General features: G+C 72.8%; 11 protein-coding genes. 6 read left to right on the top strand and 5 right to left on the bottom strand.

Annotation, left to right across the window (positions count from 1 at the left end):
• Nucleotides 1-163 precede the first annotated feature (163 nt).
• Together OG747_RS28350 and OG747_RS28345 are read right to left on the bottom strand one after the other, a co-directional pair.
• Entirely contained in the window at nt 164-1,540 is a 1,377-nt protein-coding gene (locus OG747_RS28350; RefSeq protein ID WP_405882211.1) for an ATP-binding protein, read from the bottom strand.
• On the bottom strand, nt 1,537-2,238 hold the full coding sequence (locus OG747_RS28345) for a response regulator transcription factor (RefSeq protein ID WP_405882210.1): 702 nt from the start codon (nt 2,236-2,238) through the stop codon (nt 1,537-1,539). The genes OG747_RS28350 and OG747_RS28345 overlap by 4 nt, the downstream gene beginning before the upstream one ends.
• A gap of 119 nt (nt 2,239-2,357) precedes the next feature.
• On the opposite strand from OG747_RS28345, the gene OG747_RS28340 reads away from it, so the two are divergent.
• The gene (locus tag OG747_RS28340; RefSeq protein ID WP_405882209.1) at nt 2,358-2,930 is read left to right on the top strand and encodes a hypothetical protein; all 573 of its coding nucleotides are present in this window, start codon (nt 2,358-2,360) and stop codon (nt 2,928-2,930) included.
• A 129-nt stretch (nt 2,931-3,059) separates the two neighbouring features.
• On the opposite strand, the gene OG747_RS28335 is transcribed toward OG747_RS28340, so the two are convergent.
• A complete protein-coding gene (locus OG747_RS28335) occupies nt 3,060-3,992 on the bottom strand; it encodes a spermidine synthase (protein ID WP_405882208.1) in 933 nt (310 codons plus the stop codon).
• 120 nt (nt 3,993-4,112) lie between these two features.
• Nucleotides 4,113-4,544, bottom strand: a complete 432-nt coding sequence (locus OG747_RS28330) for a hypothetical protein (protein ID WP_405882207.1) — start codon at nt 4,542-4,544, stop codon at nt 4,113-4,115.
• Nucleotides 4,545-4,844: 300 nt separating this feature from the next.
• Between OG747_RS28330 and OG747_RS28325 the strand changes: the two genes are divergently transcribed.
• Nucleotides 4,845-6,302 carry a hypothetical protein gene (locus OG747_RS28325; protein ID WP_405882206.1) on the top strand — a complete coding sequence of 486 codons (1,458 nt, stop codon included), beginning with the start codon at nt 4,845-4,847 and terminating at the stop codon, nt 6,300-6,302.
• A gap of 32 nt (nt 6,303-6,334) precedes the next feature.
• On the opposite strand, the gene OG747_RS28320 is transcribed toward OG747_RS28325, so the two are convergent.
• Nucleotides 6,335-6,931: a histidine phosphatase family protein gene (locus OG747_RS28320; protein ID WP_405882205.1), complete on the bottom strand. Its 597-nt coding sequence runs from the start codon at nt 6,929-6,931 to the stop codon at nt 6,335-6,337.
• Between the two features lie 261 nt (nt 6,932-7,192).
• Here OG747_RS28320 and OG747_RS28315 point away from each other — a divergent pair, with 261 nt between their 5' ends.
• Genes OG747_RS28315 through OG747_RS28300 form a run of 4 tightly spaced genes read left to right on the top strand, consistent with a single transcriptional unit; the run spans nt 7,193 to nt 12,291 of the window.
• On the top strand, nt 7,193-8,206 hold the full coding sequence (locus OG747_RS28315; protein ID WP_405882204.1) for a phosphatase PAP2 family protein: 1,014 nt from the start codon (nt 7,193-7,195) through the stop codon (nt 8,204-8,206).
• Nucleotides 8,157-9,365 carry a hypothetical protein gene (locus OG747_RS28310; RefSeq protein ID WP_405885714.1) on the top strand — a complete coding sequence of 403 codons (1,209 nt, stop codon included), beginning with the start codon at nt 8,157-8,159 and terminating at the stop codon, nt 9,363-9,365. The genes OG747_RS28315 and OG747_RS28310 overlap by 50 nt, the downstream gene beginning before the upstream one ends.
• Entirely contained in the window at nt 9,356-10,960 is a 1,605-nt protein-coding gene (locus OG747_RS28305) for a hypothetical protein (protein ID WP_405882203.1), read from the top strand. The genes OG747_RS28310 and OG747_RS28305 overlap by 10 nt, the downstream gene beginning before the upstream one ends.
• Nucleotides 10,957-12,291, top strand: a complete 1,335-nt coding sequence (locus OG747_RS28300) for an AAA domain-containing protein (protein WP_405882202.1) — start codon at nt 10,957-10,959, stop codon at nt 12,289-12,291. The genes OG747_RS28305 and OG747_RS28300 overlap by 4 nt, the downstream gene beginning before the upstream one ends.
• Nucleotides 12,292-12,342: the final 51 nt, after the last annotated feature.

Raw genomic sequence — 12,342 nt, 5'->3', positions numbered from 1 at the left:
TTCACTGGGGGTGGGGTGCGGCAGCACGCTAGCGATCCGGAATCGGGCAAACCGCCTGATCAGGGCGGCCGTTGGCGATCTTATGGTGCGCTTAAGGAAGGCATCGGGGACGGTTAAAGGTAGAGACCAATTCGGCCCAGGCCTCGGCGCGCATCGGCTCGGATCAGCTCACGCCCGCGCCGCGCCTACGACGCCGTACGGACCCTCTGTGCCCGCGCCGCACCGGCGCCCGCCCGTCCAGCTGGATCCATATCCGTATCTCGGTGCCGCCCAGCACCGATGAACCGATCCGCACATCCCCGCCCGTCGATTCCGCCAGTCGCCGCACGATGTCGAGCCCCAGTCCGGTCGAGCCGTCGCTCCCGGAACCCCTCCCCCGCGCCATCGCCGCCTCCGGGTCCACGATCCCCGGGCCCGCGTCCGACACCAGCACGATCACCGCGTCCCCGCCGTTGTGCACGTCGACCGCGAAGGCCGTGCCCTCCGGGGTGTGCCGGAAGACATTCCCGAGGAGCGCGTCGAGCGCGGCCACCAGGTCGGCCCGGGCGACCGGTATGCGTACGGGTTGGTCCACGCCCGCGACCCGCACCTTGCGCCCCTCGTCCTCCGCGAGTGCCGACCAGAAGTCCATCCGCTCGCGGACGACCTCGGACGCGTCGCACCCGGCGGTGACGCCTATCGTCACCGTCTGCGGCTTGGCCTCCCGGGCCGTCCGGATGATCGTGTCGACCTCCCGCTCCAACTGCGCCACCGCCGCCCGCGTCTGCTCGGCGGCCGGTCCGTCCCCGAGCGAGGCGGTGTTGAGGCGGAGCACGGTCAGCGGGGTGCGCAGGCGGTGGGACAGGTCGGCCGCCAACTCCCTTTCGTTTGCCAGCAGTTGTACGACCTGATCCGCCATCGAGTTGAACGCCACTGCCGCCAGCCGCAGTTCGGACGGCCCCTCCTCCGGCACCCTCGCCCCGAGCTTCCCCTCCCCCAGCTCGTACGCGCCCTCGACCAGCCGCTGGGCGGGCTGCACCATCCGTACGCCCAGCCGGTCGGCGACCGCGACCGAGCCGATGATGAGCGCGACGCCCACCGCGGCGAGCACCGCCCAGGCCGTACCGAGCCCGTTACTGACCTCGGACTCGGGGACGTACACCTCGACGACCGCGATCTCGCCGGAGCTCAGCGCGGTGGGCTGGAGCAGGGTGAAGCCGCCGGGGACCTCCGCGGTGGAGGCCCGGCCGATCTTGCGGGTGGTCGCGATGTCCTTGGTGGCGGCGCGCTGCCGTCCGATGTCGACCGCCTTGGCGCCATCGCCCGCCGGTATGTGCACGGCCATCCCGTCGTCCGAGCCCGCGGAGGCGACGACCCGCTCCAACTGGTCCCGGTCCGTGGTGATGGACAGCGCGGGCGCGATGGCCGCGGCCTGCCGCTCGGCGTTCGAGAACGCACGGTCGCGGGCCATCTCCTTGATGACGAGCCCCAGCGGGACCGCGAAGGCCACGACGACCATCGTGGTCACCGCCACACACACCTTGACCAGCGCCCACCTCATAGCGGCGGCTCCGACCTCGGTGGTTCCAGCTTCACGCCGACCCCCCGGAGGGTGTGCAGATAGCGCGGCCTCGCCGCCGTCTCGCCCAATTTCCGCCGCAGCCACGACAGATGGACGTCGATGGTCTGATCGTCCCCGTACGACTGCTGCCACACCTCGGCGAGCAGCTCCCTGCGCGGGACGACGACACCGGGCCGCCCGGCGAGGAAGGTGAGCAGGTCGAACTCGCGCCGGGTGAGGTCCAGCCGGGCACCGTCCAACTCGGCCTGGCGGCGCAGGGGGTCTATGGCGAGACCGCCGACCCGGATCACCGGCGGCGCGGGCGTACCCCCGGCCGTCCGCGCGCGGCGCAGCACGGCGGCGATCCGCGCGGACAGGTGCTCGACGGAGAACGGCTTGGTCAGGTAGTCGTCCGCCCCGTCGTTCAGCAGGCGGACGATCTCCGTCTCGTCGTCCCGCGCGGTGGCGATGATCACCGGGACGTCGGTGATGCCGCGCAGCATCTTCAGGGCCTCGGCCCCGTCCAGGTCGGGCAGTCCGAGGTCCAGGATGACGACGTCGAAGGGGAAATGGGCGACCTCGCGCAGCGCCTCGAGCGCCGTGCCGACGCTGCGCACGGTGTGCGAGGCGTCGGTCAGATGCCGGATGAGAGCGCTGCGTACGAACTGGTCGTCCTCGACCACGAGCACACTTGCCATGCGCCGCACCGTACGCCATCTGTGCGATGCCGGTCCGGCGCCTGTGGACAACTCCGGCCGCCGGCCCATCTGGAGACACGGGAGACACCCGTGGGGCGTGTGAGGCAGTATGGCCCGCGATGCTCAGAGGACTCGTACACGTACTGGCTTGGTCGCTCGCCACGGGCGCGGCGGTCACGCTGTCGTGGTGGGGTGTCCACACGGTGATGACGGGGACGGCGTACGATCCGCCGCGCGCGCTGCCCGTCACGGTGGGCGGGGCGACCACGCAGGGGGCGAAGCCGCTTGCCTCGTCGACGGGTCGGCCTCCGGCGCCGCAGAGTCCCACCGCGCCGAAGCCGGAGACAAGCCGCAAGCCGACCGCCACTCCCTCTCCCTCGAAGTCGCCGTCCCCCAGCACGAGTCCGGCCACCTCCGGTCAGTCCGGGCAGTCCGGGCAGTCCGGGCAGTCCGGGCAGTCCGGGCAGTCCGGGCAGGTCAAGAGTTACGACACCGATGGCGGGCGCGCCGCCTTCGATCTCGGTACGACCTCCGCCACTCTCGTCTCGGCCACGCCCGGTTCGGGGTGGTCGATGCAGGTGTGGAAGACGGAGTCGTGGATTCGGGTGGAGTTCACGTCGGGGGCGGATCGGGTGTCGGTGTTCTGTACGTGGCATGACGGGCCGCCGCGGGTGGAGATCGGTACGTACTAGCTCCGCCGGCCGTTCGGGAGAGTGCGGGCCGTATGGGGTTGGTCGCGCCCACGCGGCGGAGCCGTATATGTCACAGCCCCGCGCCCCTGTCGGGGCACCCCGGTCGACCGGCGTTCGAAGTTCCCTCTGTCAGCGGAAGACCGATGCCGGTGGTGCTGGTGAGGCCACCGCTGCCGCGTCCAGGACAGGCAGTGCTCCGCCGGTGAAGTCGGTGAGCTGCTTGCCGTGTTCGAGTCGGGCCGGGTGGGGGTCCGAGGCCGCGCGGCGGGTCAGTTCGGCGACGGGGAGTGGGTGGTCGGAGGCGACGAGAACCGCGTTGCCGAAGCGTTTGCCGCGCAGGACCGTCGGGTCGGCGATGAGGGCGAGTTCGGGGAAGACGGTCGCGGCGGTGGCGATCTGGCCGCGCAGGTGGGCGAGCGGGGGGCCGTCGGCGAGGTTGGCGGCGTACAGGCCACCGGGTTTGATGGCCCTGCGGACGTCGTCGAGGAATTCGACGGACGTCAAGTGGGCGGGGGTGCGGGCGCCGCTGAAGACGTCCGCGATCACCAGGTCCGCCCAGCCGTCGGGGACCTTGGCGAGGCCTTCGCGTGCGTCCAGGGAGCGCACCCGGATGCGGGCGTTCGGGTCCAAGGGGAGTTCGCGGCGGACCAGTTGGACGAGGGCTCCGTCGCGTTCGACGACCTGCTGGGTGGAGCGGGGGCGGGTCGCGGCGGTGTAGCGGGCGAGGGTGAGGGCGCCGCCGCCGAGGTGGACGGCGTGCACGGGTCTGCCGGGCGGGGCTGCGAGGTCGATGACGTGGCCGAGGCGGCGCTGGTACTCGAAGCTCAGGTAGGAGGGGTCGTCGAGGTCGACGTGCGACTGGGGGGCGCCGTCGATGAGGAGGGTCCAGGCGCGCGGGCGGTCCCGGTCGGGGATCAGCTCGGCGAGCCCGCCGTCGACCGTCTCGACGACGGCCTCGGTGGCCCCCTGCCCGCGCCGCCCGCCACGCACCGCGTCACGCGCGATGTCCTGCCCGTCGGCGGACCGCTTGTCGGCGGACCGCTTGTTCCTCGACCTTCCCATCCCGCCATTATCAGGGCGTACGGGGAGGTCGGCTCAGCGGCAGCCCTTCGGGCGGCCGCCCGGCGATTCCCGTGTCGGCTGCCCGGTGTTTCCAGTGTCTGCTGTCCGGTGTTTCCGGTGTCAGCGGCAGTTGTCCGCGGCCTCGATCAGCCGGGCCGCCTCGCCCAGCGCCGCCCGCAGCACGGCCGGGTCGGTCGCCAGGTCCGCGTCGCCGGGCGGCAGCAGCCAGTCCGAGCCTTCGACCGGGGGTTCGGGGGCGACCAGGCTGAGGCCGCGGCCGTTGGTCTGGGTGCAGGTGCTGCCCGGCATGTCCCAGGCGTCGGCGGTGCCCGGCGGCACCAGGAAGCCGAGGGTGTCGCAGCCGTCGTCGTGCAGGACGGGCCCGACGCAGTCGCCGGAGCCACGGCGGAGGATGTCGACCGCCTCCAGGCCCTGGCGCGCCGGAACGGTCACGAGGTCGCAGTCGGCGACCGGCTCTGGCGGGGCGCTGCACTCCGGGGACGGCCTGTGCTCGGCGGTCGACAGCGGCGTACGGAACTCGGTGCTCTCCATCCCGGCCTCCAACACGGAACCCCTCCTCCTGCACGAGCGGGTCGGGAGTTCGGGTGCGCTCCCGGTCCACAGGGTTCAACGCTTCGGAACGTCAACGGCTACGGCGTAACACAGCCGCAAAGGATGGCAGTTCATGGCAGATCGTGGATGAGATATCCGTTTTGTAGCCAAACACGGCATGGTGACGCCGTCACAGCCGGTACGTTCTTGCTCCGCCGGGGCAAGGTGAAACAGTGCACGACACGGACAACTCACCTTGAATCCGGCATGGTTCGACGGTTCGCAAGAGAGGGCCCGGCCATGGCGTCGTCAGCGGTGACCTCATCCCAGTCCCCCCGGCCACCACGGCCGAATCTCGCCTTCCGACGGCTGCGCGCACAGCGCTCGCCGGGCGAGTTCGCCGCGGCGGTACGGCGGGCCGCTCGCGAGATCGGCGAGCGGGTCAGCTGTGACGCGCGCTACATCGGGCGGGTCGAGGCGGGCGAGATCCGCTGCCCCAACTACGCCTACGAACGGGTGTTCCTCCACATGTTCCCCGGCCGCACGCTGACCGACCTGGGCTTCTCGCCCCGCTCGTCCGTACGCGGCCGAGGGGCGCACAGCATGGACGAGGCGCCCCCTCCGCACACCACGAGCCTGACGTACGCCACCGGTGAGACGGAGGAGGCGCACGAGACGTATGACACCCAGGACCCGTACGACCCGTACGACCCGCACGAGAACCACGAGGAGAGCGACGTGCAACGTCGCGCATTCATGACTGGAGGCACCGCCACCGTGGCGGCGGCCTCACTGGGCCCCTTCGGGGTCGCGTTCGGCGCCCCGGCCGAGGCCACGGACCGTCGTGTCCACCGAGTGGGGACGTCCGAGGCGGGCGCCCTCGAAGAGGCCGTACGCCGCATTCGGCTGCTCGACGACCGGCACGGGGCCGATGGCCTCTACCGACGGGCCGCGGCGCCGCTGCGGACCGCCTACGAGCTGCTCGACGCGGGCACCGCCCGGCAGACCATCACCGACCGGCTGTACTCGGGGGCGGGCGAACTCGCCATCTCGGTGGGCTGGCTGGCGCACGACTCCGGACGCTTCGACGACGCGCGCTCGCACTACGCGGAGGCGCTGGCGACCGCCCGGATGTCCGGCGACCCGGGCCTGGAGGCACACGCCTTCTGCAACACGGCCTTCCTCGCGCGCGACGCGGGGCGCCCGCGCGAGGCGGTGCGCGCGGCACAGGCGGCGCAGCGCGCGGCCCGCCCGCTCGGCTCCCCGCGGCTGCTCTCGCTGCTCGCGCTGCGCGAGGCGGGTGGCTGGGCGGGCCTCGCCGACCGCCCCGGGTGCGAGCAGGCGCTCGCCCGCGCGCAGACGCTCTTCGAGCGGGGGTCCTCCCAGGCCGATCCCGAGTGGATGTCCTTCTACGGAGAGGCCGAATTGGAGGGTCTCGAGGCGCAGTGCTGGTCTACCTTGGGCGACTGGCCCCGCGCGGCCCGGCACGCCCGGCGCGCCGCGCATCTCCAGGACCCGCACTTCACCCGCAACATCGCCCTCTACACCGCCGAACTCGCCGACGACCTCGCGCGCGGCGGCCGCCCCGACGAGGCCGCCCTCGCGGGCCTGCGCGTCCTCGACCTGCTGGGCGAGGTCCAGTCGTCCCGTATCCAGACCATGCTGGCGGGCACCGCGCGCGTGCTTTTGCCGCACCGCGGGGCGTCGGGCGTCTCGGCGTTCCTGGAGCGCCACGCGAGTCTGCCGCGCACCGCGTGAGCCCAGTCGTCGGCCGGTGTCTACGCGGTTGTCTACGCGGTCAGGTGTCCGCAGTCGTTCCACGCCTCGATCGCGGGCTCCCCGTAGGCCCAGCCGAGCACCGACAACGAGGTCGGGTTGAGGCGGATGCGGGCCGCGAAGTCGAGGGGGAGGCCGAGCCAGCGGGCGCCGATGGAACGCAGGATGTGGCCGTGCGCGAACACCAGCACATCGCGGTCCTCGGCACGGGCCCAGGCGACGACCTCGTCCGCGCGCGCGGTGACCTGCTCCAGGGTCTCGCCCTCGGGGACGCCGTCGCGCCAGATGAACCACCCAGGGCGTACCCCTTGTATCTCGGCCGGGGTCATGCCCTCGTAGGCGCCGTAGTCCCACTCCATGAGCACGTCCCAGGTGGTCGCACGCTCACCGAAGCCGGCCAGTTCGCACGTCTCACGCGCGCGTGCCAGCGGACTGGTGCGCACCTCGACCCCGGCGAGCCCGTCGAGGGGCGCCCGGTGCAGTCGCTCGCCGAGCACCTTGGCGCCGCGCCGGCCCTCTTCCAGGAGCGGGATGTCGGTCCTGCCGGTGTGTTTGCCGGACAGCGACCACTCCGTCTGTCCGTGCCGGGCCAGCAGGATGCGCGGTGCCATGAAGAGGAGCCTTTCCGGTTCGCGTGAAGAACGTCGTGGAGGACCCGGGGACGAGGACCCGGGGAATGGGTCATTCCATCATCGCTCACCCCCGAACCGGGCAACCCGGCGGGCGACCTCTGCGTCTTTGACGACCGGGGGCGCCTCCTTAGGCCATTCACATACACCGTAAAATCGCTTGGTCGCGTCACCGGTACGCAAACGGCTGGTCACGCAAGCGACAACCACAGGTCACACACGCAGATGGGGGAGGACGATCGGATGCCGCAGACCGATGCACGGCGGACCGAGGCGGCACCGCGCGCCCGGCTGCGCCGATGGACCGAGCTGCGCATCACCGCCGCACCGCGCGCCCGGCTGCGCTGGTGGACCGAGCTGCCACTGCTCGTGCTGGTGTACGCGTCGTACTCGGCGGGCCGGCTGCTCGCCCGGGGCGACACCGACGACGCCGTCGACCACGGCCTGGCGATCCTGCGCATCGAGAAGGCCCTCCACCTCAACGCCGAGCACCCGCTGAACCGGTTGTTCACCCGCGAGGCCTGGCTCGGCGTCCCCGCCGACTTCTGGTACGCGTCACTGCACTACCTGGTGACGCCCGCGATCCTCGTCTGGCTCTTCCGCTCCCAGGCCGTGCGCTACCGGGCGGCCCGCACCTGGCTGATGACGTCCACGGTGATCGGACTGCTCGGCTTCACGCTGCTGCCGACCTGCCCGCCCCGGCTGCTCTCGGCCGGCCACGGCTTCGTCGACACGATGGCCCAGTACAGCTCGTACGGCTGGTGGGGCGCCGAGGCGAGCGCGCCCCGCGGGATGGGCGGCATGACCAACCAGTACGCGGCGATGCCCAGCCTGCACGTGGGCTGGTCGCTGTGGTGCGGAGTGATGCTGTGGCGGTACGGCCGCACGCGCGTCGTCCGGCTCGCGGGCATCGCGTATCCGCTGCTCACCACGATCGTCGTGATGGGCACGGCCAACCACTACTTCCTCGACGCGGTGGCGGGTGCCACGGTGATGGGGACCGGACTGCTGCTGACGCCGTTCGTGATGCGCCTCGCCGACCGGGTGAAGCTGCTGCTCGGCGCTCCGTTCACGCGGGTCGCGGGCGCCTCCGGCGGCGCACCTTCCTCAATTGTCAGTGGCGGATGCCAGACTTCCACGGGTGAGCGAATTCCCCGACAGCGCGAGTCCCGAACCGGACCCGGAACCGGGCCCGGAGCCGAGCCGGGTGCCTCCCCCGCCGACGCGGGAGAAGGCGCTGCGACAGCGGCTCGCTGAGCTGCGCGGTCCCGCCGTACCGCCCAAGGCGCTGGACGCGCGCGCCCTCGCGGCGCTCGCCGCGAATCCCGGGTGCGAGCGGCGCGCCCTGTTGGACGGGGCGGGCGTCGACAAGGCGAAGCTGGCGGACGCGCTGGGCTCGCCGTCCGCCTTCGGCCAGTCCCAGTTCGCCTTCATGCGGGGCAACGCGTTCGAGGCGCGGGTCAAAGCCGACGGGGGCGCGGAGCTGCTGAAGCTCGTGCACGAGAAGCTGGACCCGGGCGCCGAGCCGCCCACGGCGGGTTTCGTGCCCGACCTGAGCGCGGTGGGTCCCGAAGGCCGCGCGGCCCGTACGGCGCTCGCCCTGCGCGAGGCCACCACGACCGGGGGCTGGACTCTCCTCGACCACCCCATGCTCGCCCTCGACGTCGCGGGTACTCCCGCCTTCCTGGAGCCGGACGCCGTCGTCGTGCACCCCGACGGCGGCTGGACGGTCGTCGAGATCAAGTCCTTCCCGATGCTGGACGGCTCGGCGGACCCGGCGAAGGTGGGCGCGGCCGCCCGCCAGTCCGCGGTGTACGTACTCGCACTGGAGGAGGTCGCCGCGCGCCTCAACCAAGGAGGCGCCCCCGGCCCCGAAGTCCGCCACCACGTCCTCCTTGTCTGTCCCAAGGACTTCTCCAACCTCCCCACCGCGTCCGCCGTCGACGTCCGCAAGCAGCGCGCGGTCACCCGCCGCCAGCTGGCCCGCCTCACCCGCGTCGAGGACATCGCGGACGCCCTCCCCGAGGGCACCTGCTTCGCCCCCGACGTGCCGGCCGACCGGTTGACGACCGCCGTCGAGTCCGTCCCCGCGACGTACGCCCCCGAGTGCCTGGCCGCCTGCGAACTCGCCTTCCACTGCCGCGACCGCTCCCGCGCCGAGGGCGTGGTGACGGCCCTGGGGCGTTCGCTCCGCTCCGAGTTGGGCGGGCTGACGACGATCGGGGAAGTCCTGGCGGCGGCCCACGGCGCGGCCGGGGACCCCGACGATCCGGCGGTCGCGGCCCTGCGCAGGGCGGCGGCGCTGCGGGCGGAGGCCCTGAGGGCACGCGAGACGCACCCCACCGGACTGGAAGAGCTCCCGAAGGGCCCCGTCACGGGCGACGAAGACCTCGCGGAGGTGGCCCCTTGTCGCTGATCACCACCCTCGCCCGGCTGGAAGCCGTCGAGAGCGGGCGGGCACAGCCCCTCGCCACCGTGCGGCACCGGCACCTCACCGACCGGCCCCTCGTGTTCGTGCCGCTGACCACCGCCGGTGAGGCCGGGGCCCCGCTCGGGGCGCTGGTCGGCACGGACCGGGACGCGCCCCGGCTGCTGGTCGTGCCGCAGCCCCGGGACCGCGACCTGCGCTTCGCGTTCCTCGCGGAGCTGGCCGATGTCGTACTGCCGTACGTGGACTCGTACGCGGACGTCGTCGAGGCGGCCGAGCGCAACGAGACCGATCCGGAGACCGGCAAGCGCGTCAAGGTCGAGGTCGAACTGTGCGCGGACGCCCCGCAGTTGATCGTGCCGAGCCGGGCGGGCGTGGAGTTCGTACGACTGCTCGGGCGCTCCATGCGGTTTCGGCGCACCGCGGAGCAGGAACCGGAGGCACCCCATCCGGCGCCGCCCCGGGTGCCGTTGCTCGGGCGGTGGCTGACGCACTTCGGGGAGCGGGCCCGGGTGCCCGGCTCCGCCCTGCTGCTCGCCCTCACCGACGTGCTGTCCCGGCACTGGGCCACCGGCCAGAGCAGCCTGGAGGACCAGCACCTGGGAGCGCTGCTGGCCTGGATCGACCCGGCGGACGGCGCGTCGGGCGCGCAGGCCGCGCTGCGCGCCGAGCTTCTGCGGGACTCCGACGGCCAGCTCGTCTGCCCGCCCGCCGGACCGGCCACCGATCCCGCCTTCGACAACAGACTGCTGGCCCCGGCCATCGAGCGCTACGACCGCGCGCGGACGGCCCTCGCCGCCGCCGAGGACGGCCTGGAGGCGGACGACCGGCTCGGTGACCTCACCGCCACCGAGCGGGAGATCCGCGCCCTCGTCGAGAAGGTCACCCGGCCCACCTGGGACGCGGTGTGGCACGGCCTCGACCTGCTGCGCACCCCCCCGGAGGGCGCGCACGCGGCCGACCGGTGGACCCGCGACCGCTGGTCGTTCACCGGCCATCGCGACCGGATCACCGCGGGCGAGCCCCCGCAGCCGCGCCGCGACGACGCGGTCACCGCGGCGAACAAGCTGGCCACGCGCGAGCGCGAGCAGGCCCGCCTGGACGCGCAGGAGGCCCTCGACGATCCGCTCGTCATGGCCGGGCGGCGGCTGGTCGGCGAGGCCTTCGCGGGCGAGGTCACGGACGTCGTCATGACGTACAGCGAGGGCAAACGGCCTAGTCCCCGCCCCCTGGTGACCGTGCGCACGGACGACCGGCCGCATCTCGGGGAGCGTACGAAGGTGTACCGGTCGCTGGGCGGGAAGCCGCAGGCGGCGGAGTTCGCCGGGTACGAGGGGTCCGCGGAGGGCGACGGCCTGGTGGTCCTGCGGATCGTCGACAAGATGGGGCGCGGCAAGGAGCCCGAGGCCGGGTCCGTCCCGGAGAAGGGGGACCGCGTCTGCTTCACGCTCTTCGAGCACGAGCAACGCGGCGGCGCGAAGCTGCCCGACCCGGAGGAGACCCCGTGGACGCACGGCGGCCCGCCGGGCGACCCCGACGCCGTACCGCTGCCGGACCCGGTGACCGAGGGGGACATCCTGTGACCACCGTCTTCGATCCCGGGGCCGCGGCCGGCCGCGCCACCGACGCGATCCTGAACGACACCCTGCACGGCACGCACCGCGGAGTCGTGGTCGACTCCCCGCCCGGCGCCGGAAAATCGACCCTGGTCGTCCGCGCGGCGCTCGAACTCGCCTCCGCCGGGCGCCCCCTGATGGTCATCGCGCAGACCAACGCCCAGGTCGACGACCTGGTGCTGCGGCTCGCCGAGAAGGACCCGGAGCTGCCCGTCGGGCGGTTGCACAGCAGCGATCCGGACCCGTACGACAAGGCGCTGGACGAACTGCCGAACGTACGCAAGTCCACGAAGGCCGGCGATCTGGCCGGACTGGATGTGGTGATCTCAACTGCCGCCAAGTGGGCCCACGTCAAGGGGGTCGAGCCGTGGCGGCACGCGATCGTCGACGAGGCGTACCAGATGCGATCGGACGCGCTGCTGGCCGTGGCGGGGCTCTTCGAGCGGGCGCTGTTCGTGGGCGATCCGGGGCAGTTGGACCCGTTCGCGATCGTCGGCTCGGAGCAGTGGGCGGGGCTGTCGTACGACCCGTCGGCGTCCGCGGTGACGACACTGCTCGCCCACAACCCGGAGCTGCCGCAGCACCGCCTCCCGGTGTCGTGGCGGTTGCCCGCGTCGGCGGCGCCGCTGGTCTCGGACGCGTTCTACCCGTACACGCCCTTCCGCAGCGGCACGGGCCATGGTGACCGGCGACTGACCTTCGGCGTGGCGTCGGACGGTTCGGGTCCCGACCGGGTCATCGACGAGGCGGCGGAGGCGGGGTGGGGGCTGCTGGAGCTGCCGGCCCGGCACACGCCTCGTACGGACCCCGAGGCGGTACGGGCGGTGGCCCGGGTCGTACGGCGGCTGCTGGACCGGGGAGGGGCAGCCACCTCGGAGCGGTCGGCCGAACCGGTGCCGTTGACGGCCGACCGGATCGCCGTCGGCACGGCGCACCGTGACCAGGCGGCGGCCGTGCGCGCCGCGCTCGCGGACCTCGGGGTCGCGGACGTCACCGTCGACACGGCGAACCGGCTCCAGGGGCGGGAGTTCGATGTGACGGTGGTGCTGCATCCGCTGTCGGGGCGGCCCGACGCGACCGCGTTCCACCTGGAGACGGGACGGCTGTGCGTCCTCGCCTCCCGGCATCGGCACGCGTGCATCGTGGTGTGCCGGGCGGGGGTGTCGGAGCTGCTGGACGACCATCCGTCGACGGAGCCGGTGCAGCTGGGGGTCACCGTGAAGTTTCCTGATGGCTGGGAGGCCAATCACGCAGTGCTGTCGCATTTGGCGGAGCATCGGGTGGTGTGGCGGCCGTAGCCCCCCGCCCGCATGGTCACTCGGGCCTACTTGCGCGGGCGGGGGAGAATG

Source organism: Streptomyces sp. NBC_01384, assembly GCF_045040035.1.
Lineage (GTDB): Bacteria > Actinomycetota > Actinomycetes > Streptomycetales > Streptomycetaceae > Streptomyces.
This window is presented reverse-complemented; position numbering and strand designations above follow the sequence as displayed.

Excerpts from the sequence above, each read along its gene's own strand:
- OG747_RS28350 (WP_405882211.1), bottom strand. The coding sequence starts at position 1,540 with ATGAGGTGGGCGCTGGTCAAGGTGTGTGTGGCGGTGACCACGATGGTC.
- OG747_RS28345 (WP_405882210.1), bottom strand. The coding sequence starts at position 2,238 with ATGGCAAGTGTGCTCGTGGTCGAGGACGACCAGTTCGTACGCAGCGCT.
- OG747_RS28340 (WP_405882209.1), top strand. The coding sequence starts at position 2,358 with ATGCTCAGAGGACTCGTACACGTACTGGCTTGGTCGCTCGCCACGGGC.
- OG747_RS28335 (WP_405882208.1), bottom strand. The coding sequence starts at position 3,992 with ATGGGAAGGTCGAGGAACAAGCGGTCCGCCGACAAGCGGTCCGCCGAC.
- OG747_RS28330 (WP_405882207.1), bottom strand. The coding sequence starts at position 4,544 with ATGGAGAGCACCGAGTTCCGTACGCCGCTGTCGACCGCCGAGCACAGG.
- OG747_RS28325 (WP_405882206.1), top strand. The coding sequence starts at position 4,845 with ATGGCGTCGTCAGCGGTGACCTCATCCCAGTCCCCCCGGCCACCACGG.
- OG747_RS28320 (WP_405882205.1), bottom strand. The coding sequence starts at position 6,931 with ATGGCACCGCGCATCCTGCTGGCCCGGCACGGACAGACGGAGTGGTCG.
- OG747_RS28315 (WP_405882204.1), top strand. The coding sequence starts at position 7,193 with ATGCCGCAGACCGATGCACGGCGGACCGAGGCGGCACCGCGCGCCCGG.